This is a genomic window from Bacillus sp. FSL K6-4563 (assembly GCF_038630405.1).
Classification (GTDB): Bacteria; Bacillota; Bacilli; order Bacillales; family Bacillaceae; genus Bacillus; species Bacillus pumilus.
On the sequence record NZ_CP152030.1, the window covers coordinates 2,271,263 to 2,292,463 of the forward strand.

24 protein-coding genes are annotated in these 21,201 nt (G+C 40.9%); 5 read left to right on the plus strand and 19 right to left on the minus strand.

The window, feature by feature from the left end; translation table 11 throughout:
- Positions 1 to 54 precede the first annotated feature (54 nt).
- The 8 genes from MHH54_RS11420 to rpmG form a co-directional block, all read right to left on the minus strand.
- Positions 55 to 1,974 carry an LTA synthase family protein gene (locus MHH54_RS11420; protein ID WP_003217406.1) on the minus strand — a complete coding sequence of 640 codons (1,920 nt, stop codon included), beginning with the start codon at positions 1,972 to 1,974 and terminating at the stop codon, positions 55 to 57.
- 213 nt (positions 1,975 to 2,187) lie between these two features.
- A complete protein-coding gene (locus tag MHH54_RS11425; protein WP_003217302.1) occupies positions 2,188 to 3,141 on the minus strand; it encodes an ROK family glucokinase in 954 nt (317 codons plus the stop codon).
- 13 nt (positions 3,142 to 3,154) lie between these two features.
- On the minus strand, positions 3,155 to 3,358 hold the full coding sequence (locus tag MHH54_RS11430; RefSeq protein ID WP_034620832.1) for a YqgQ family protein: 204 nt from the start codon (positions 3,356 to 3,358) through the stop codon (positions 3,155 to 3,157).
- A gap of 70 nt (positions 3,359 to 3,428) precedes the next feature.
- Entirely contained in the window at positions 3,429 to 4,967 is a 1,539-nt protein-coding gene (locus MHH54_RS11435; RefSeq protein WP_342500261.1) for a rhomboid family intramembrane serine protease, read from the minus strand.
- Positions 4,968 to 5,053: 86 nt separating this feature from the next.
- Positions 5,054 to 5,227, minus strand: a complete 174-nt coding sequence (locus MHH54_RS11440) for a hypothetical protein (protein ID WP_017367602.1) — start codon at positions 5,225 to 5,227, stop codon at positions 5,054 to 5,056.
- Positions 5,228 to 5,316: 89 nt separating this feature from the next.
- Positions 5,317 to 5,781, minus strand: a complete 465-nt coding sequence (locus MHH54_RS11445) for a hypothetical protein (protein ID WP_003217369.1) — start codon at positions 5,779 to 5,781, stop codon at positions 5,317 to 5,319.
- Positions 5,782 to 5,859: 78 nt separating this feature from the next.
- On the minus strand, positions 5,860 to 6,420 hold the full coding sequence (locus MHH54_RS11450) for a 5-formyltetrahydrofolate cyclo-ligase (protein ID WP_106032759.1): 561 nt from the start codon (positions 6,418 to 6,420) through the stop codon (positions 5,860 to 5,862).
- Between the two features lie 48 nt (positions 6,421 to 6,468).
- Positions 6,469 to 6,618, minus strand: a complete 150-nt coding sequence (rpmG, locus tag MHH54_RS11455) for a 50S ribosomal protein L33 (RefSeq protein ID WP_012010579.1) — start codon at positions 6,616 to 6,618, stop codon at positions 6,469 to 6,471.
- Between the two features lie 421 nt (positions 6,619 to 7,039).
- Between rpmG and MHH54_RS11460 the strand changes: the two genes are divergently transcribed.
- Together MHH54_RS11460 and MHH54_RS11465 are read left to right on the plus strand one after the other, a co-directional pair.
- On the plus strand, positions 7,040 to 7,387 hold the full coding sequence (locus MHH54_RS11460) for a hypothetical protein (RefSeq protein ID WP_003217285.1): 348 nt from the start codon (positions 7,040 to 7,042) through the stop codon (positions 7,385 to 7,387).
- On the plus strand, positions 7,384 to 7,884 hold the full coding sequence (locus tag MHH54_RS11465; protein WP_003217472.1) for an endolytic transglycosylase MltG: 501 nt from the start codon (positions 7,384 to 7,386) through the stop codon (positions 7,882 to 7,884). The genes MHH54_RS11460 and MHH54_RS11465 overlap by 4 nt, the downstream gene beginning before the upstream one ends.
- A gap of 43 nt (positions 7,885 to 7,927) precedes the next feature.
- On the opposite strand, the gene pstB (MHH54_RS11470) is transcribed toward MHH54_RS11465, so the two are convergent.
- The 9 genes from pstB (MHH54_RS11470) to MHH54_RS11510 form a co-directional block, all read right to left on the minus strand.
- Positions 7,928 to 8,710 (minus strand): phosphate ABC transporter ATP-binding protein PstB, encoded by a 783-nt coding sequence (gene pstB, locus MHH54_RS11470; protein WP_342500915.1) that lies wholly within the window; start codon positions 8,708 to 8,710, stop codon positions 7,928 to 7,930.
- Positions 8,711 to 8,723: 13 nt separating this feature from the next.
- Positions 8,724 to 9,527: a phosphate ABC transporter ATP-binding protein PstB gene (pstB, locus tag MHH54_RS11475; protein ID WP_003217465.1), complete on the minus strand. Its 804-nt coding sequence runs from the start codon at positions 9,525 to 9,527 to the stop codon at positions 8,724 to 8,726.
- A gap of 32 nt (positions 9,528 to 9,559) precedes the next feature.
- Complete coding sequence (pstA, locus tag MHH54_RS11480) at positions 9,560 to 10,444, minus strand: phosphate ABC transporter permease PstA (protein ID WP_003217489.1); 885 nt, start codon at positions 10,442 to 10,444, stop codon at positions 9,560 to 9,562.
- On the minus strand, positions 10,444 to 11,370 hold the full coding sequence (gene pstC, locus MHH54_RS11485) for a phosphate ABC transporter permease subunit PstC (protein ID WP_342500262.1): 927 nt from the start codon (positions 11,368 to 11,370) through the stop codon (positions 10,444 to 10,446). The genes pstA and pstC overlap by 1 nt, the downstream gene beginning before the upstream one ends.
- 79 nt (positions 11,371 to 11,449) lie before the next feature.
- Positions 11,450 to 12,367, minus strand: coding sequence for a phosphate ABC transporter substrate-binding protein (locus tag MHH54_RS11490; protein WP_003217324.1), 918 nt, complete (start codon positions 12,365 to 12,367; stop codon positions 11,450 to 11,452).
- A gap of 214 nt (positions 12,368 to 12,581) precedes the next feature.
- Positions 12,582 to 14,717 (minus strand): penicillin-binding protein 2, encoded by a 2,136-nt coding sequence (locus MHH54_RS11495; RefSeq protein WP_003217334.1) that lies wholly within the window; start codon positions 14,715 to 14,717, stop codon positions 12,582 to 12,584.
- A 122-nt stretch (positions 14,718 to 14,839) separates the two neighbouring features.
- Positions 14,840 to 16,126, minus strand: coding sequence for an MFS transporter (locus tag MHH54_RS11500; protein WP_003217361.1), 1,287 nt, complete (start codon positions 16,124 to 16,126; stop codon positions 14,840 to 14,842).
- Positions 16,127 to 16,248: 122 nt separating this feature from the next.
- Positions 16,249 to 16,857, minus strand: a complete 609-nt coding sequence (sodA, locus tag MHH54_RS11505) for a superoxide dismutase SodA (RefSeq protein WP_003217313.1) — start codon at positions 16,855 to 16,857, stop codon at positions 16,249 to 16,251.
- Positions 16,858 to 17,044: 187 nt separating this feature from the next.
- Complete coding sequence (locus MHH54_RS11510) at positions 17,045 to 17,530, minus strand: DUF456 domain-containing protein (RefSeq protein ID WP_003217408.1); 486 nt, start codon at positions 17,528 to 17,530, stop codon at positions 17,045 to 17,047.
- 143 nt (positions 17,531 to 17,673) lie between these two features.
- Here MHH54_RS11510 and MHH54_RS11515 point away from each other — a divergent pair, with 143 nt between their 5' ends.
- Entirely contained in the window at positions 17,674 to 18,444 is a 771-nt protein-coding gene (locus tag MHH54_RS11515) for a DUF1189 domain-containing protein (protein WP_003217320.1), read from the plus strand.
- 55 nt (positions 18,445 to 18,499) lie between these two features.
- Here the strand turns inward: MHH54_RS11515 and MHH54_RS11520 are convergent, their stop codons facing one another.
- Entirely contained in the window at positions 18,500 to 19,045 is a 546-nt protein-coding gene (locus MHH54_RS11520; protein ID WP_034620838.1) for a GNAT family protein, read from the minus strand.
- 190 nt (positions 19,046 to 19,235) lie between these two features.
- Between MHH54_RS11520 and MHH54_RS11525 the strand changes: the two genes are divergently transcribed.
- Together MHH54_RS11525 and ispG are read left to right on the plus strand one after the other, a co-directional pair.
- Positions 19,236 to 19,538, plus strand: a complete 303-nt coding sequence (locus tag MHH54_RS11525) for a hypothetical protein (protein ID WP_003217371.1) — start codon at positions 19,236 to 19,238, stop codon at positions 19,536 to 19,538.
- Positions 19,539 to 19,643: 105 nt separating this feature from the next.
- Complete coding sequence (ispG, locus tag MHH54_RS11530; RefSeq protein ID WP_003217392.1) at positions 19,644 to 20,756, plus strand: flavodoxin-dependent (E)-4-hydroxy-3-methylbut-2-enyl-diphosphate synthase; 1,113 nt, start codon at positions 19,644 to 19,646, stop codon at positions 20,754 to 20,756.
- Between the two features lie 43 nt (positions 20,757 to 20,799).
- Here ispG and MHH54_RS11535 read toward each other — a convergent pair whose 3' ends face one another.
- Entirely contained in the window at positions 20,800 to 21,162 is a 363-nt protein-coding gene (locus MHH54_RS11535; RefSeq protein WP_003217474.1) for a DUF308 domain-containing protein, read from the minus strand.
- Positions 21,163 to 21,201 lie beyond the last annotated feature (39 nt).

Below are 21,201 nucleotides of genomic sequence, written 5' to 3' on the forward strand. Positions count from 1 at the left end.
CAGACCAAAAAAGAAAACCTCTGCATGTAAAAATAACAGAGGTTTTCTCGTATGTTAGGACGCCTTTTTTAGCTGAGTTTCATCTTCTTTTTTGGATGGAGAATGGTCCGGGCTATTCCGGTCATAAAATCTAAGGAGATCCCCATAGATGATTTGATCAGAGAATTGGAGCTCTTGCTTTGCCTTCTCTTCATAAGACTGACACACAGTCTCATCATCTCTTGGCTCACCCGTTTTTTTATTGTAGCAAACACCATCTGTGAACACACTGTCCTTCGTAATAAAACTGCCATCACGAAGCACGGTAAAATCATTCGTATCTTTCGATAAAAGGTCATGGCCAAATTGAATTTGTTTACTTGTATCAATTCCTAATAGATTGAGTACAGTTGGGCGGAGATCGACCTGACCACCTACCGTATCAATTTCTTTTGGATGTTGGTCTGTGATCCCTGGAATGTGTACAACAAACGGGACTTTTTGAAGCTGCACTTCTTCAAATGGCGTAATCTCTTTATTTAAAAATTGCCCCATGGCTTCGTTATGGTTTTCCGAAATTCCATAGTGATCCCCATATAAAACAAAGATGGAATTTTCGTACAAACCTGTTTCCTTCATTTTTTCAAAGAAAATCTTCAGCGCCTCATCTTGATATCGCACTGTAGGAAAGAACTTGTTTAGCGTTTTGCTCTTAGAATCATATTCATCAATGAGCTTATCTTCTTCATCTAGATCAAACGGAAAGTGATTCGTTAATGTAATCAATCTCGTATAGAAAGGCTGCGGGATCGATTTCATCAATTCCGCTGACTGTTCGAAGAATGGACCATCTTTCAGCCCCCAGCCAACTGAATTTTCTTCATTTACATCAAATGATTTAATATCAAAAAACTTATCGTAGCCAAAGCTATCGTAGATCAGGTCACGGTTCCAGAAACTTTTGTTATTCGCATGAATGACAGAAGAATGGTACCCCTCATCCTTTAACAGCTCAGGTGTGGCTGTAAACTCATTGCTTGGATTTGTGAAGAACACAGCCCCTCTTCCAAGTGGATAGAGAGAGTTATCAACAATAAACTCTGAGTCAGATGTTTTCCCTTGACCTGTTTGATGATAGAAATTAGTAAAGTTGTAGCTTTTCTTGATTAATTTGTTTAAAAACGGGGTGATTTCTTTCCCGTTTAGTTTTTCATTGATCACGAAACTTTGTGTAGATTCAAGTGAGACAAGAATGACATTTCGTCCTTTTGCTTGACCAAACGTCTTTTCATTACGGTCGGTTTGATTTGCACTTATATAGTTTTCAATTTCTGTTAAGCTATTGCTGTCAGCAAGGGCTCGTTGAGCAGACTGCTTCGATTGCAGCACTCCATCATAAATATGGAAATTATATAAGCTGATATTTTTCACCAGCATCTCACGGTCAAATGAGCGAGTGAGCAGTTCTGGTCTCTCTGTTTCAGCCAAACCAAGGTTAAAGAAGAAAGTCGCTGCCACAAATAAATAATAGGCTGCTCGTTCTTTTCGTGAAATGGTGACATCCGTTCTAAAGGAAGGCTGCTTTTTATAGAGCCACATTAAAATGATAATATCAACGAACATTAGAAAATCGACTGGTTCAATTAAAGAGGTAATACTTGACCCGAGGTCACCCATATTGTTTGTTTGAAATAGGACGGGGATGGTTAAAAAGTCACTATAGAATCGATAAAACACAATGTTAGCTAACAAAATAAATGTCAGAATAAAGCTCGTCACGATGATATATCGATTGCGATTTTTTTCTTTCATAAATAAACCGATTCCGAAGATAAACAAGATAAAGCTAAGCGGATTAATAAACAGGATGAACTCCTGCATGAAATTTTCTATTTTAATATTGAAGCTAGATTTATAGATAACATAGGTTTTGACCCACATGAGCAATGTCGCAATCAGTAAAAATGAAATCGCCTTTAATCTTTTCTTTCGCATTGTAACCTCCTTATGCTAAGCGAGCACTCAAGCTAGGGATACACCCTAATTATTGGTGCTTCTTCAAAAATAACTAAACTATATCTTATCCTGTATGTGCTGGAAAATCAATGTCTTTTTCCTCATGACAAACTTATGAATATGCTAAACATTTCATTTCATGCCCATCTATCGCTTTTTTTAATAAAAATGACATCATGATGACTTTTTTGTTTAAGACAACCATTTGTTTTTTGCCATCCATGCACCGCCGATGACTCCTGCATCGTTTCCGAGAGAGGCAATCACGACTTCGACATCATCAGCGCAAGGCGGAAATGCGTGATGCTTAACAACGCGTTCTACTTTACTGCGAAGGAGCTCACCTGCTTTTGAAACACCGCCGCCAATCACGATTTTTGTTGGGTTTAACGCACTGGCAAGATTCGCTAACACAAGCCCAAGATGAGTCGTCACTTCTTCTACGACACGCATGGCAAGATCATCTCCACTTTCAGCGGCCTTAAACACTTCCTTTGCAGTCAGCGAAGTGAGCGTGCCAAGTGAAGATGTATGCTGCTCTGTTACTAATTTATCCTTTGCAAGCCGGACGATGCCAGTCGCAGATGCAATGGTTTCAATACAGCCTGTTCTCCCGCAATTACACGGTGCTCCTTGGAATGGAACGGCACAAATATGGCCAATTTCTCCGCCAGCCCCTGTCTCACCTTGAACAACTTCACCATTTACAATAATGCCGCCGCCAACACCTGTGCCAAGTGTGACCATCAGGATGTTTTTTGCGCCATCGCCTGCACCCTTCCACATTTCACCGAGTGCAGCAATATTCGCATCATTTTCGATGACAGATGGAAGTCCGGTCTCTGCCTCTAGGTGATCTTTGAGTGGATAGTTTGTCCAGCCGAGATTCGTTGTTTTATAGACAATCCCAGATACTTTATCTACAGGCCCAGGTGCACCCATTCCAATCCCAATCAGCGCTGATTTGGGCATACTGATTTCGACTAGTTTGTGGTCAATTGATTTGGCAATATCGACTGTGATCGTCTGCCCTGATTTATCCGTAGGAATCTCCCACTTATGCTGAATTTCACCATATAGGTTAATGAACGCAAGCTTAATTGTCGTACCGCCAAGATCAACTCCTACAAACCAATCCCCGATCATATGCCCTCCACCTTCACATTGTTTTTCGATTTAATTTGGCTAGTTCCATTTGAAGAATCGTCATTGCGTTTAACCATTCTGTCCGGTCAATAATGCCCGATGTATACATTTCCTTCAGTTCATCTGCCATAAAATCTAATTCCACTTCACGATCTCCGAAATACACATAATTTCCAAATCTCATGAGCAGCTGCTGTACATCATATAACGTTTTCATTGTTTCCACCATTTCTTCTCATCAACAGATAGGATAAGCGTATTCATAAATGCGCTTTCAGTCAAGTCATTCAATGTGTTTGCGTGTTTTCAATATATTGTTTCAGCTTTAAAAATTGATCATTTTTTGGATCTTGGTCTAACCCTTTTTCTATTAGTTCCTCTGCTTTCGCTGTCTCTCCTTTTTCTACGTACAACAACGATAAATGATACAGTTTATTTGGATCATCTGGATTTTTTTTAAGCGACTTTTGTAAAAATCCAATCGCTTTGTCAAGGTGTCCGAGCTGGGCTTCCGATAGTGCATATATATGTAGAGCCTCAGCTGATGCATCCTTTTGATATACATATTCCTCTAGACGTTTACTTGCTTCGTTATAGTTCTTGTCATCAAATAAACTTGCTGCCTCACTTACTGCTGCCGCTTCCTTTTGATCGTCTGAATGAAACCCTGTATACAATCCAAAACCACCAATCAACAGTAGAACAATACTAGCAAGAAACATTTTGACAGGCTTCACCTGTTTAGGAAGCCGGACAGCTAAAGCCGCTAAAAAACCGCCAACCAGACCGCCAAGGTGCCCTGCGTTATCAATACCTGATACGGTAAAGCCGATCCCTAAATTGATGAGGATGATCACAATAATATTTGTCCCCATCGTCCGGAAGAAGAGCTTGCGGTTAGAAATTGCCAAATATAATAGTGCACCTAAGCATCCAAAGATCGCGCCTGATGCACCGGCTGCGATGGCCGTATTAAAGACAAAGCTCGCTATGGAACCAAAAGTGCCGGAAATGAAATAGATGAGCAAAAATCTCCATGAGCCATAAATTTTCTCAACAGCCGCTCCGACAGACCAAAGAGCAAATGTATTAAAGAGTAAGTGTGTCAAGCCAATATGCAAAAACATTGGTGTAATCAGACGCCACCATTCTCCATCTAAGATCAGCCCATTATTTTTAGCACCAAACGCTGTCAAAGTTGCCGTATTGGTACTTCCGCCAAATAGTTCAAGTAAAAGAAACATCACCACTTGAACAGCGATGAACAGGTAGGTGAAAATCGGTCTGCCATTTTGAAAAACGGCCCGTTCTCGTTCACGCTGCTTTTCCTGATCATCAAATGCTTGAAGTACGCTCACTTTAAGCTGGATGACATCTTCAGCTGTGTCTCTTTTTGCCTCTTCTACATCCACTGTCAGAGATGTATTGAGCCATTTTTGCAGCTCATTTACGTCGTGTTGAAGAGTGTCTGCATTCAGTAATACAGGTGTAACCGTCACCTTTTGCTTTTTTTGCGGTTGACCGTTTAGGTCCTCCCAATCATCTACAGGGTCGTCAGCTGTAAATTGGAGCTGTAAGAGATGCAGAGAACGTTTACGCATGGCCTCTCTCAGCTGATCCATCCGATACGTCTGTTCTTCGATATCTCGAACGATCTCCTGTTTAAAATTCACATCTTTTCTAGATAGACGGATGAGATCATACCCTGAGTTTCGTGGTGCTTCAAAAAATATTTCATCTTCTGGAAACGGACTTTGAATCATCTCGTACCCTTTTTGTCTTAATTCATCAACAACTCGCCAAAATAAACTATCTATGACATTCATTCATTCGCGCTCCATTTTTTACATTATTATAACAAGAATCGTTCTGATCCGCATTTCTGAACAAAAAAATCCCGGCGTCTGCGGGATTAGAATGCTTGGCGAATAAATTTCGTCCGAAAATATGGGATTTTCATCAGCCACTTAATAAAAAAGTGACGCACTTGATTTTGACCTAAGATCAAATTCATCAGCCGGTAACGATTTTGCACGAGAACGAATGCAAACAATGTGAACACAATGCTCCAAATCATTTTATTCATCATATTCCCTCCTATGTTCGTATCGTGGCTTAAATAGGATGTGTTTATGCATGAACCATCATTTTTATCGCTTACCATGTGATATGCTTTCACACTCTAATCCCTTGTTCTTTTGATTGAATATAATAGACCTCTTCACACTCAGATTGATCATAAGAAACGTCAAATTGATGAAGATCGATTAAATCCTTGAACGTATGAGGCAGCTTACAATTCTGCTCTACCTCTTCTATCTTGTGAGGGAAGTAATTGTCGTATGGATTTGGTGTATGAACATATACAGCGTCTAAACCAGGGTCATGTTCGTGAATACAAATCCATGTTTGGTATGGCTTTTCAAAGCCTTCAAGCTGTTTTAACAGCCTATGATATAAAGCGATATGGGCTTTGATATGCTCTCTTCTTATTTTTAAGCTATTTTCCCCGACCCCAAAAAAATCAAAGTGCGTATGCCAAAAATAAAACCATGAATCCTGATCGAGTTTTAGGTCACAAGTATTCACTTCCTCCCACATATTGCGGAAGTATCTTTTCTTTCCACGAAATTTTTTCAAAACGGACCTCCTATCAGCTAAAATGCCATGACCTTATGAAACAACAAAAAGCCCGTTCTTTGGACAATGAGCGGACTTTTACTTTTGATATAACGTGCCTTTTTCACTGACAATCATAGACACCGGTATGTCGTGCGCTTCAGTCGGCACATGCCTGATTTGCTGTAAAGACAGACAAAGTGCAATGGTTCCCCCGTGATAGTCAGCTAAGTAGCGGTCATAATAGCCGCCCCCAAATCCAATCCGGTAGCCTTTTTGATCGAAGCATACCCCAGGCACAATGATTAAATCAATGGTTTCTTTATGTACAGCTGTTGATACTTGAGGGTCTGGTTCCAATAGCCCAAAGTAGCTGGGTGTCATCTTTGTTTCGGGTGTATATTCATAAAACATCATCTCTTTTGTTTTCGGAAAACAGGTAGGGATACATACTGTTTTTCCTTCTTCCCACGCTTTTTCAATTAAAGGCATTGTCGGTATCTCTTTTCCTCTAGACATCGTCAAAGCGATCGTTTTCGCCTGTTTCCATGCTGGCAGCTGCAATAAGTGCTCATGAAGTAAAGCCGTGCTGCGCTCAAATTCTTCAGCGCTTATTTGATCAAGCTTGGCTAATGTTTGAAGGCGAAGCTCCTTTTTCATACAGATCATCTCCCATCATAAAAAAACAGCAGGAAAATTCCCTGCTGCTTACTTTGTTTCACGATGTACAGTTTGTTTTTTATCACGTGAGCAATACTTTTTGAATTCAACGCGATCTGGATTGTTTCGCTTATTCTTTTTAGTAATATAGTTACGCTCACCGCATTCAGTGCAAGCTAGAGTAATATTTACGCGCATATTTTTCCCTCCAAACTAAAATCAATTCACATTCAGACCTAACTATAATACCACTTCTAGCTTAGGAATGCTAGAATGTTTTTTCACCAATTTCAATTTGAGTGCATCCACTTACATATCGCATGCTTATGTCATGAAAAATCGTCTGCTCCCCTATAAAACCTGATCCTTTGTCGTACTGTATACATGAGAGACCCTCTTCTCCCCGCCGCTTTCATTTATTTTGACAGCGAAGCAAGGTTTTCATACCCGTTTTACATATAAAAAGAAAAAAGATGAAAAAAAGGTGATTTTCTTCAGCAATTCCTTTTGAAACTAGCTTTTTTATGGTATAAAAAAGAAGGGTCGAAAACTGTCTGAAACAATCTTGGAAGCCTTTTATGGCTTTCAGCATTAAAATATGAATAAAAGGTGATGAAACATGGAAATTGCAATTATCGGATTGCTTGTTGTCAGTATTGTACTGATCGCATTCTCATATTTTCAAAGAGAGCCGATTAAAGAAGTCGAGCAGGAACTTGAAACACTTCAACTATCTGCAATGCAAGAAATCTATAAACTGAAAAAGAAAATGAAAGTGCTTGAAGAAGAATTACTTGAAACAAACATCGTCGTCCGCAAGCATTCAGAAATTGATCCATCCATCGCAAGACAGATCATTTCAAAGCACCAAAATGGCATGTCTCCTGAGGCCATTGCGCGCGCTGAGCATGTATCTGTAGAAGATGTCAACATGATCATTAAAGACAACGAGAGGGTGCTTGTATGACGAAAAAAAGCATCCAAACGTTTGCAGCAGGTATGATTCTTGCAACTGGGGTTCTTGCGATTGTCTTTTTCCTCACTGGGAAAGACGAGGCAGCAGCTGATACAACAACAAAAGAAACCCTCGCACAGAAAGTAACAGACACTGACGTGAAAAACTATTTAGACTCCAAAAAAGAAGTCACTGTCAGCCGTGAAACGTACCAGCAGCTTCTTGACTATAAGGAAAAAGCGCTGAAGGCAAATGAAGACGGAGATTCTAAAAGTGATCAACAAAAAGAGGACAAGCCTAAAGGCAAATCGATCAAATTTGTGATTAAAAACGGTATGAGTACAAGTGATGTTTCAGACATGCTTGAAAAGGACGGCATCATCAACTCGTCTAAAGATTTTAATGATTACGTAATTGACGCCGGCTACCATAAAGAAATTCGTGCAGGCAAGTTCAATTTAAAAACAGGAATGACATTCAAACAGATTGTCAAAGCCTTAACAAAATAACAACAAAACCCCCCTGGCGGCACTGACCTCCAGGGGGGTTTCCTTATCCAAATCGACCAGATATATAATCATTCGTTCTTTGATCGTTTGGCTCAGAAAACATCACATTCGTATCATTGACCTCAACAAGCTCCCCCATTAAGAAGAATGCCGTTCGGTCTGATACCCGAGCCGCTTGCTGCATGTTATGCGTCACAATGGCAATCGTATATTTCTCTTTCAATTTCATAATCAATTCTTCAATCTTTAATGTTGAGACAGGATCAAGCGCTGATGTTGGTTCATCCATTAATAAGATGTCTGGGCTTGTAGCAATGGCTCTTGCGATACAAAGACGCTGCTGCTGACCGCCAGAAAGGCCTAGAGCGGGAGCACTTAATCGATCTTTCACTTCATCCCATAGGGCAACATCTCGAAGCGCTTTTTCCGCGATTTCTTTCAATTGCTGCTTGCTCTTAACTCCATGAATTCTTGGTCCGTATACGACATTACCAAAAATTGACTGAGGGAATGGATTCCCTTTTTGAAACACCATGCCGACATTTTTACGCAGCTCCACTAAATCGACACGACCTTTTAAAATGTTGTCATCTTTATACATCATATCCCCAGTGATTTTCACACCTGGCACTGTTTTGACCATAAGATTTAACGTTTTAATAAACGTTGATTTTCCGCAGCCGGACGGGCCGATAATCGCTGTAACTTCATGCTCTCTAATCGCTAAGTCAATATGCTTCAATGCATGATGCTGTCCATACCAAAGATTCATATCATTCACACGAAACACTTCTTTTTTTGCTGCTTTAGTTGCTACTGCATTCATCAAATCACCCGCCTTATCCAAATCGACCATTGATATAGTCTTCTGTTTTTTGCTGTGCAGGACGTGTAAAGATACGTTCTGTGGCATCATATTCTACTAGATCTCCGTTTAAGAAAAAGGCCGTACGATCTGATACACGGAGCGCTTGCTGCATGTTGTGTGTCACAATGACGATTGAATAATCATTTTTTAATTCGCCTAATAGCTCTTCAATTTTCGCATTTGAGATAGGGTCTAGGGCAGAAGCCGGTTCATCTAATAATAAGACACTAGGTTTCATCGCAAGTGTACGTGCAATACAAAGTCGCTGCTGCTGACCGCCTGACAATGACAAAGCAGATCGGTGCAGACGATCTTTGACCTCATCCCATAACGCCGCCTTTGTTAAGCTTTCCTCAACCGCATCATCAAGCACAGATTTTCTTTTTTCCCCGGCATACTTTAACGCATGGGTGATGTTATTGTAGATAGATTTAGGAAATGGATTTGGTTTTTGGAAGACCATGCCGATTTCTCTTCTTAAATTCACCACATTAATACGGTCATCCAAAATATTTAATCCTTCGTACATGATCGCCCCTTCACTTCTCGCACCTGAGATTAAGTCGTTCATGCGGTTAATACTGCGTAAAAAGGTAGATTTCCCGCAGCCGGATGGGCCGATTAATGCGGTGATTGCATTCTTCTCAATCTCGAATGAAATGTGATTGACCGCTCTTTTTTCACCATAATAAATGCTTAAATCCTGCACCTGTAAAATCTGTTCCGCTTGAAGTGGAGCCTTTTTCGCTGCAATCTCTTTTTTTTCTGCTAGCATTTGAACCATATCCCCTTCACACCTCTCTCACATTATTTTGACGTAAGCTTTTTATGAATAAATGAACCAAGCCATCTAGCAGCTAGGTTGAACAATAAAACTGAAAGCACAAGTACAGCTGATGCACCATTTGCAATGGCCTCTGCATCTGGAATGATTCCTTGTGTATTGACGTTCCATATATGAACGGCTAATGTTTCTGCCGGTCTAAACACATTCAGCGGTGACGTATCAGAAAAAGGACTCCAGTTTGTGAAATCAAGGCGCGGTGTGGAGAGACCTGCTGTAAAAAGAAGAGCAGCCGCCTCACCAAAGACTCTTCCTGATGCTAAAATCGCACCAGTGATAATAGACGGAAGCGCACCTGGAATAAGGACCGTTTTGACTGTATGCCACTTCGTTACACCAAGCGCTAGTGATGCTTCCTTTTGATCCTTCGGTACAGAGCGCAGCGCATCTTCTGTCACCCTGACCATCACCGGCAGGTTAAACACAGTGAGCGCAAGAGCTCCTCCAATAATCGTATAGCCCCAGCCTGTTAAATTCACAAACATGAGTAAACCAAACATACCAATGACGATAGACGGAAGTGAAGACAGCACTTCGATACATGTACGAATAAAGTCTGTGACTTTGTTTTGAGGAGCGTACTCTGCCATATACACTCCGCCGCCGACGCCAAGCGGTACTGTAATCAGCATCGTAATAAACAAAATATAAAACGAGTTAAACAGCTGATCCCTGATGCCGCCGCCAGAGCCAATCGCACTTGAGCGGGTTGTCAAAAAGTCGAAATTTAATTCTTTTGCACCGTTGAAAATGATATAAGAAAACAAACCAACGAGAATCGCCGTAATAATGGCAGCACATAATCCAAATATAAATGTGGCAAAACGATCGGTCATTTTGCTATTCATTAAATCTTCCTCCTAGACGACAAGTATCTGATAATGAGTATGAACATAAATGATACAACTAGAAGGACAAGTCCCATTGACCAAAGTGTATTGTTCTCAACACTTCCATACGTTGTGTGACCCATGTTTAACGTAATAATGGTTGTTAATGTACCAGCTGTATCCATAATGCTCTCTGGTAAATTACGCGTGTTTCCAATGACCATCTGTACAGCAAGGGCTTCTCCAAATGCTCTAGCCATGCCAAGAACGACCGCTGTCATTAATGTTGGCAGAGCTGCTGGGACAAGCACACGTCTAATCGTTTGCCATCTTGTTGCACCTAATGCGTACGATCCCTCTCGTAAACTTTTTGGTAGTGAACCCATTGCATCAGTCGCAATGGATGTAACGGTTGGCAGGATCATAATAGACAGGACAATCGTTCCTGCTAGCACGCTATGCCCTGAGCCGCTTGACTTAAAATGTCCGATAAACGGCACCAATACTGTAAGACCTATGAATCCGTAAACAACGGATGGAATCCCTACAAGCAATTCAATGACTGGCTGGAGGATTTTACGTCCCCAAGCAGGTGCAATTTCTGTCATAAAGATTGCGCCTGCGATGCCTATCGGCGCTGCAATGAGTGCCGATAGGAGCGTGACGGCGATTGATCCGAAAATAAAAGGAAATGCGCCGTACTGCGGGTTTTCTGCTGTTGGGTTCCAATTGATACTGGTTAAGAACTCAATTGGGCTTACACCATTTACGATGAAAGATTGTAAACCCTTAATGCCAAGGAAGATGGTAATGGCGATAGATACAGCAATCATTAAGAATGCGCAAAATCTCACCAAAATACTTCCTCTTACTTCATCCATTTGCCTATTTTTCTTCGAGCTGATCAGTCGATCGCTCGCTTCTGTATGTTCTATCTGCTTCATCTTTTTCTACACTCCTATGAATGTCATAAAAGGAAAAGTGAAAAGCTCCACTTTTCCTTCATCAGCAATTCAAGACCTCTTACTTATCTGTTTGTTTGCCTGTTGCGTCTCTTTCTACTTTCATATTAGCAACTGAGATGTAGCCTTGGTCTTTGACGATTTCTTTTTGTACTTCATCACTCATGAGGTAATCTAAGAATTGTTTTGCTAGACCATCTGGCTCACCTTTTGTATAAGAATGCTCGTAAGCCCAAATTGTATATTTACCGCTTTCTACATTGCTTTCTTCCGGTTTCACACCATCAATGCTAAGCGGTGTAATTTTGTCATCTGTTAAATAAGAGAATGCTAGGTATCCAATCGCACCTGGCGTTTCTGCAATCAGTTTTTTCACTGTGTTTGAAGAATCTTCTGTGATTCCTTCTGCAGGTGTTGCTCCATCAAGTGCATATTTCACAAATGTTGCACGAGTTCCTGAAGAGTCAGGTCTGTTGACAAGAGTGATTTTTTGGTCTTTCCCGCCAAGCTCTTTCCAGTTTTTGATTTTACCAGTGAAGATTTTTTTCAATTCGTCCTTTGTGATGTCCTTGACACCCACTTCAGGGTTTACAGCTGCGGCCATTCCAACAACTGCTACTTTGTGGTCTGTTAAAGCTTTTGCGTCGATTCCGTCTTTCTCTTCTGCGAATACATCTGAGTTACCAATTTGTACAGATCCTTCTGACACTTGAGAAAGTCCTGTTCCTGAACCGCCGGCTTGTACTTGAATATCGGCTTTTGGATGTTTATCCATGAATTTTTCTGCTGCCGCAAGAACTAAAGGCTGCATCGCAGATGATCCTGAGATGGTAATGGAACCTGATGCCTCATCTTTGTTTGAAGCATTTCCTTTACTGTCTTTTGAATCTCCGCTTGAGCTGCTGTTTCCGCATGCTGTGACGAATGCTAACAATGCGATAGTAAGGAAAGTAAGCAGCCATAATTTGTTCTTTTTCATTTCAAGAATACCCCCTGAATAATTTGTCCTACGAGTAATACATTAAAGGTTCTTTATTAATTTCGTTTAAATGGAATGTTAAGGTTTTGTAAATGTCGAAGTTTTGTAGAGATCTTGCGATGTTTTTTATGTATTTTGTCAATTTATCTCGAAAATTTTGAAGAAAACGTAAAAAAACGCCCACAAAAAGTGAGCGTTTTTACCTAGAAAAGGTCTAGTCATTTGTTTCTGCTTCATTTTCAATTTTATTTTTGTTCTTCGCTTGTGTATCATTGCTTTCCTGTTTTGATTTTAGCTCAAAGTATTTGTCTAATACTTGTTCACCGATATCATTTGTAATTGGATAGCGCTGATTGTAGTCTTGATACACCCATGGTACAACGACGGAAATGGCCACTTCTGGATTATCAGCAGGCGCATACGCCACAAGTGTTGTGTTATATGTTGGTGTGCCGCGTTTGCTTTTAATTGGGCCGTCATAGAATGATTGAGCGGTTCCTGTTTTGCCAGCTGGGTTATACTTTTTGTTACCAAAGTTCGAGTAGGCCGTCCCTCTTGGGTTCTGCATGACAAGCTTGAAGCCTTGCTGAACACGCTTGATCTCATCACCTGTCATGTCTAGCTTATTCAATACGTCCGGTTTGACGGATTCTGTTACAGCACCAATGCCGCGCTGCGGATCTGGCTCTCTCACTTCTTTAACAAGCTGCGGACGTAAACGATATCCGCCATTGGCAATCGTTGAAACGTATTGCGCCATTTGCAGCGGTGTAAACGTATCATACTGTCCAATTGCATAGTCAAGCAGGAGACCAGATTGTGTAGACGTTCCCCGGTAGCCTGTCGCTTCGTTTGGCAGGTCAATCCCTGTTTTGACACCAAGACCAAATTTACTGAAATTATAACGGAATGTATCAAAAGCTTTCGGATCGATTGGGAGCGGCTGGTTCTTACGATACTCCCCTTTTCCAACGGCAATCGCTGTTTTAAACATATACACGTTAGATGAACGCTCGAGTGCCGTTAAATCATTAATGAGTCCCATATTTTGATAGGATTTCTTAGGCGGTGACTGCGCGATATACAGCGGTTCATCGTACTGGGTACTTCCAATATGAATCACGCCTGTTTTATATCCCGTCAGTACAGTGGCCCCTTTTACAGCTGAGCCCATCGCATAGGATGAAGTCATCGTTCCTAATGCGTAGTCATCAAATTTGTATTTTCCGTTTTTGTTTGAAATCTGTTTCCCCGCAACGGAGAGAACTTCTCCATTTCTAGGGTCCATCATGACAACAAACGCACGATCAAGAAGCTCTGTCCCGCCTCTTTGTTTCGCACTTCTTAAGTTCTTTTCAACGATTTTTTCTACTGCTTTTTGCAGCTGAATATCAATGGTGAGCACTAGGTCTTTCCCGCTCTTTCCTTCTGTTAGCACTTTAGAGCTTGTCACATTGCCCTCTTTATCAGTTGTACTCTGCTCTTTTTCCTTTTGGCCTTGCAGGACATCTTCATATTGATATTCTAGATAGCTTTTTCCTACACGGTCATTTCGGCTGTAGCCGAGCGATAAATAATGTTCAAGAAGTGACTGCGGAAGTCCTTCATCACTTGAGGACACGCTGCCGAGCATACTGCGAAGCAGTCCTTTATACGGATAGCTGCGTGACCAGTCTGTTGTGACATCCACACCTGGCAGCTCGTCCAAATGCTCAGAGACGTAAGCAATTTCGCTTGGCTTCACATCATCATTTTTAATGAATTGAGGCGTAAGTGCATAGCCTGCATCCATTTGTCTTTTAATCGCAAGCACTTGTAAGTCTTTTTTCGTCAGTTGATTTAATTCCTTGTCCGTGATGCGTTTCAGCTGAAGCTCATATAATTTATCATCAGCGACCTTATCGTCACCCTTTAATTCCGATTCCTTTTGAACAAGCTTTTTCGCTTCATTCGGGTGCGTTAAAATCCAGAAATCTTTTTTGTCACGATCTGTGATTTTTTTCGTACTCACATGAATCATATCCGCTAATTTTGTAGCCACTTTGAGCCGCTCTTCTTGTGAAGTCGTCGAGGTTCTCGTATATGTAATGGCATTTAGCGCTTTATTGTTGACAATCGTATTATAGTTTCGATCGTAAATTTTTCCGCGCGGAGCAGATGAGCTGACATTCACATCCTCTTGTTTTTCTGCCTGCTTTTTATAATCTTCTCCATTGACAATTTGTACAAATCCGAGTCTTACAACAACACCGGTAAAAATAATAAACGCAGCTAAAAATAGTAAATTCAGCCGAAGTGGAAGTGTTTTGCGCCCTTCCTTCGCGTCTTTTTTGTTTTTCTTGTTTCTCATCACATCACCTTTTCTATCAAGAAAGAAATGGCACCCCTTTTTGTGTATAAAAGGTGCCATCATCATTTTAGCGGTTTTTCTATTATTTATCTAGAAATTTGATGTTCCATTGGTAAGAAATTTTACCTTTCTCCCTTAATAAGGTTCGTCTGAGAAACTGGCTTTTGACCGTCTGCCTCTTTCATATCAGCAGTTTTTTCTTTCAAATGAATATCTTTTACAAAGAAATAAATGAGGGTATGTCCCGCTCCAAGCACAACAAGAGATGCAGGTATCCCGAGCTCATCACCAAGTAAAGTGACAGACAAAAGAAACAACACAATGGAACAAATACGGCCAGCATTTAAAAACAGCTCCCTGACCACAATATATTCAATTCGGGCTTTCCTTGCATACCTTGCATGACCGATGACATCGTATGTTAAGGATACATATGGAACAAGCAGAAGCGGATATCCTATCGCGATGGCTACCGCATACATGAGAAGTGATACATAGGACAAGTGAAAGACGATTAAGAACAAGGCGCCGTATAAAATCAGCCCGCCAAGCATAATGGCTTTCTTACGCCATTTTTTCTTAATCAAACGCGTAGCGAAGAAATAAGCGAAAAAGGCAACACCTGAGTTCACCAAACCAAATGTCCCGAGAGCAAGCTCACTGTTTGTTGCGATAAACACAAAGACACTGATTAAGAAGACAAAGACCCCTTCACGAAGCCCTTGAAAAAAGTGAGCTGTTGTAATCTTACGCCAATTCTCGTCGGCATGGCGTTCTTTCCATATTTGCTTGATGATAAATTTTCCTTTGGACTGCCTTCTCTTGAGGAAAAAGCTCATCACAACCGCTAATGAAAACAAAATTAGCGATAAAGTAAAAATCACTGTATAGCCCGTATCATCTGTTAATTGAGAAATGACAATACCCGCGATCAGTGGACCGATCATGCCAGCTGTAGAGGTGAGGACTCCGAGAAACCCATTAAAGAAATCTCTTGTTTCAGGCTCGGTGATCTCAAAGGTAAGTACGTTAAAAGCAAGCCAGTAAAAACCATAGCCGATCCCAAGGACACTCCCTAATAAAACAAGCCGCGCGGCCGCGTGCTCTCCTGCTATTAAGACAATTAAGTAAAAAGCGGCTAAGAAGATCACGCCGAAACGAAGGACAAACGCCCGGTCTATTTTTTTAGCAAGCCGGCCTGCGAATAAAAATGTAATGGGCTGAAGCACAACAATAGCCAGATTGTAAATCGCAAGATCTGTGAATTTCCCAGACTGTTTCCATAAATACACGTTTACAAACGTATTAGAAAGTGCAATGGCAAGTGCGTATAATCCGCCAATCGTGAGGAGGAGCATTAAATCTCTTGTAACATCCATGTCCCCGAACATTTTCTTTAATCTGCTCATATATTTCATTCTCCTTTTCTACACAATAGTCTGTCTCATCAAAAGGCAGATATGTAAAAAAAGGAGGGAAAATATAAAAAGACCTGCTTCTCTAAAGAGCAGGTCTTTTCAAATCAAATGGTTTATTTAGCTTCGCTGTAAAGGCGAGCCACTTCATCCCAGTTCACAACATTCCAGAAAGCTGAAATGTAATCAGGACGACGGTTTTGGTAGTTTAGGTAGTAAGCATGCTCCCAAACGTCAAGTCCTAGAATTGGTGTTTTTCCTTCAGTTAAAGGAGAATCTTGGTTTGGCGTGCTTGTGATTTCAAGTTTGCCATTGTTCACAACAAGCCATGCCCAACCAGAACCAAAGCGTCCTGCAGCTGCTGCAGCGAAATCAGATTTGAATTTTTCAAATCCGCCTAATTCTTTTTCGATTGCATCTGCAAGTTCACCAGTTGGTGCACCGCCACCGTTTGGTGAAAGAAGCGTCCAGAATAATGAGTGGTTAGCATGTCCTCCGCCATTGTTACGTACAGCTGTACGAACGTTTTCAGGTACAGAGTTTAGGTTAGCCACTAGCTCTTCGATTGATTGATCTTCAAGAGCTGATACACCTTCGATTGCTTTGTTTAAGTTTGTTACATATGTGTTGTGGTGTTTTGTGTGGTGAATCGTCATTGTTTCCTTGTCGATATGTGGTTCTAATGCATCGTAAGCATATGGTAATTCTGGAAGTTTAAAAGCCATGGTTAAATTCCTCCTTAGAAATGTATGTACTGAAATGCTTCCTTAGGTCGTAAGCAAGCAATTCATCCTACTCAAAGAGTATCAAAAGAATTGGCTTGTTTCAACGTTATTGCTCATGATCTGAAACATTTCAGTGTTTATTTTGTATTTAGCCCTTTAGAAAGAGTTTTAAACGCCCTTTTTCTATTTATCGAAGGACATAAAATAAAAAGATGCCCAGCATCAGCGCTTGAATCAATCCTTTGGCAAATACACCTGATATAAATCCGATTAACGAGCCTAATCCTACTTTCACACTTGTCTTCACATCTTTTTGATGAACAAGGAGCTCTGCTATAACACTTCCGATAAATGGACCAATGATAATTCCTGCAATCGGAATCACAAAAGGACCGACTAATAACCCAATGGTGCTTCCCCAAATAGCTGCACGGCTGCCGCCAAAACGCTTGACCCCAATCAGGTTCGAGACATAATCTGCCGCAAATAATACCGCGGTAAATACGGCTTGAATGAGCCAAAACGTCAGTGTCAGCGGCTCGAAGCTGAAAAAGAAACCATATAGAATAAATCCGAGAACCATAAAAACCACACTAGGGATAATTGGATAAACAAGTCCAACAAATGCAATGATAAATGCACAAATGATGAGAATCCAATACAGCACGTCCAAGTCACAGCCGCCTCCTTTTTATTTGCTGTATACATTATGCCTCATTCCCTCTATCTTAACCAGCAATGAAGGCCATACTTGTACTTGTTAGATAGACATTGATACAATATGAGAAATAGAAAAGAATGTAGGAAGTGAATTGATTGAACGTATTTAAACTATTATTAAAAGGCATTTATTCACCAAAAGATATTGCGAAAGCACGGTTTACAGGGATTGGCAAAGCGATTTTATTCATTTTTATCCTTTCGATCATCGCAGCAGTTCCTCAGGGTTATCATATGAGTCAAGAGATCTCGAATGCGATGTCAGGATTTCAGCATGTGATCAAAAAAGATTTACCTGATTTCTCAATCGAAAAAGGAAAGCTTCAAGCGGATCAAAGTGAACCGATAGAAAAAGAAGAAAACGGCATTACGATCATTTTTGATCCTGCTGAAAAAATAAAAGCAAGTGAGCTTGAATCAAAGCAAACGGCCATCGCATTATTAAAAGAAAAAGCTGTGATTGCCATTGATGGGCAAATGACAGATATCCCGTATCAGCTGCTTGGTGGGACACTGACAAAAGACGAACTTGCCCGCGTCACAAATCAGAATCAAGCGATTATTATCCCAGTCATCTGTGTGCTGTTATATCTATCAACTGCGGCTCTCATGTTCATTAGCGCAACTTTCCTTGCGATGCTTGGTACATTTATTAAACGCATGCAGCAAAAAGAGCTGTCCTTCCAAATGCTATGGAAGCTCTCTGCTTACTCACTCACATTAACAACAGTCTTTTTCGCCATCATGAGTGCATTAAACACGCCTGTTGCGAATTCATTTTTATTAAATTGGGTCATTAACTTTATCTTCTTATACCTTGTTGTAAAGGAAATACCCGCTAAACATAAACCACTTGTCAAAAATTAATTTAGTGTATGAAAGCTCCCCCAACTTGGAGGAGCTTTTTATGTATGTGCATGCTCTATGATTCATCCGGATGAATGATCGCAAACAAATAATGATCTTCCCATACGTCATTAATCTTTACTTTTTTACGATTGAGTCCCTCATTTTCAAAACCTGTCTTTTCAAGCACACGAATGGAACCTATATTACTCGGCTTTACTCCAGCTTCAATACGATGCAGGTGCAGCTCATCAAAGGCATAATCGATGATTAAACGAATGGCTTCTGTCATATACCCTTTCCCGCCATGCTTTTCATCAAGTACATACCCCAGCCAAGCTCCTTCTACCGGGCCTCTTACGACAGAATTTAATGAGATTGTCCCAATTAAGGCATCTGTTTCATTTAAGAAAATACCGTGCATGTAGGCTTCATCCTGTACGCATTTTTCCACACTGCGCTGAATTCGTTCAATTTGACGAGATAACGTGAAAAAATCATCTTTGACCAAAGGTGTAAATTGCTGAAAATATGAGCGATTCTCAAGTTCAAGTGCGAGTAGTGATTGTGCATCTTCTTCTGTTAGCGCTCTCACATATATATGCTGACTGATTTTCTTCATAAACTCTCCCCCCTGCTTTTATTTTATCATAATCGTGATAGAAGCTTGAAAAAGCACCGCCGAGCGTAAATTCAATACAAGACACACTAGAACGAACTAGAACCTCCCTTTCCAGCTTTTCTCCTCATGTTGGTTCTATCATTTCGGGACATGCATAGACTGAAGTAAACTCTTAAAAGCGGTGAGTGAAATGCGGCGTATTATTTTTTTGCTAATCAGTTTGTTTGTCCTCTTTATTATCTTTTTTGATTTAAAAAATGGCACCATTCCCGTTGAAGAAGGTCCAGCTGTCCCTGCAAATGCCTTTCAAACACCTGAGAAAAAAGCATATAAGAACGTCACAGTGAAACAAGGTGAAACTGTCGTCTCTATCGTCCATACAAGCAAGCCACTTGATGAAGTCATTGAGGATTTTGAAGAGCTGAATCAAGGCGTCAAAGCAAACGAAATTCGGGCAGGCAGCACATATAAGTTTCCGGTATATAAGAGATAAAACGTTAATTCCTTGTCATTCATACAAAGAGACTGTTACAATATGAACTGTAAAACAAGACGTACATGGCAAAGAATTGCTTGTACACTAAGGAGCGATTGACAAGTGAGTGAAGTCACACATCGTACTAAAACACGTCCCGTCAAAGTGGGACCTTTAACTATAGGTGGAAATAATGAGGTTGTCATTCAAAGTATGGCAACAACCAAAACACATGATGTCGAAGCGACAGTAGCTGAAATTAAGCGTCTTGAAGAAGCTGGCTGTCAAATCGTGCGTGTCGCATGCCCAGACGAGCGTGCAGCAAATGCGATTGCAGACATAAAAAAACAGATCAACATCCCGCTAGTTGTCGATATTCATTTTGACTACAAGCTTGCACTGAAAGCGATTGAAGCAGGTGCAGACAAAATTCGAATCAACCCAGGAAACATCGGAAGACGAGAAAAAGTCGAAGCGGTTGTGAAAGCAGCAAAAGAAAAAGGCATTCCAATCCGTATTGGGGTAAACGCTGGTTCATTAGAGAAAAAAATTCTTGATAAATACGGCTACCCAACAGCAGATGGTATGGTCGAAAGTGCACTGCACCACATTAAAATTCTTGAAGATCTAGATTTTCATGATATCATCGTCAGCATGAAAGCATCTGATGTCAACCTAGCGATTGAGGCGTACGAAAAAGCTGCAAAAGCATTTGACTACCCTCTTCACCTTGGAATTACAGAATCAGGTACATTATTTGCAGGTACGGTCAAAAGTGCAGCTGGTCTCGGTGCTATCTTGAATATGGGGATTGGGAATACACTCCGCATCTCATTAAGTGCTGATCCAGTTGAGGAAGTAAAAGTAGCACGTGAACTGTTGAAATCATTTGGTCTTGCAGCAAATGCAGCCACACTGATCTCTTGCCCAACTTGTGGACGAATCGAAATTGACCTCATTAGCATTGCAAATGAAGTCGAAGAATATATCTCCACGATTAAAGCACCGATTAAAGTAGCTGTTCTTGGCTGTGCTGTAAACGGTCCAGGTGAAGCGCGTGAAGCTGATATCGGAATTGCCGGAGCTAGAGGAGAAGGCCTATTGTTCCGTAAAGGTGAAATTGTTCGTAAAGTGCCAGAAGAAACAATGGTCGAAGAACTGAAAAAAGAAATCGATAAAATTGCTGAAGAGCATTATGCAAAAATGGAAGCTGAAAAAGCAAAAGCCAACGCATAACAAAAAACGCCTGACGTCACTGTCAGGCGTTTTTCTGTTCTTGTTAAAAGAACGGGGTGATAAATATGCCAAGGATGACGGAAACAATTCCGATCCCGATTGACCATGCGCCAAGCGCATGTGCTCCTTTTCTTCTTGCAATATAACCAACGACGATTGCCGCTACTCCTAATAGCACCGGCAAGACAAATAACGAGATAATCGCAATCGCGAGTGCTGTATAGCCTATCCCCTTACTGCCTGAATCGTCACCAACTTGGTCACGTTCTCGTCTGTCTACTCGATCTCTTGAAGCCTGATATGGCTCTGCAATTTCAGCAGCTGTTTCCTCTAGATAGCCATCATCATTACTAAAGTGTGTGTCGATTTCACGATCATTTCTTCTGAAATCTTCGTCTCTTTCCATGATCAATTCCCCCTTTTGGTTAATAGAAAGGAGCTTTTT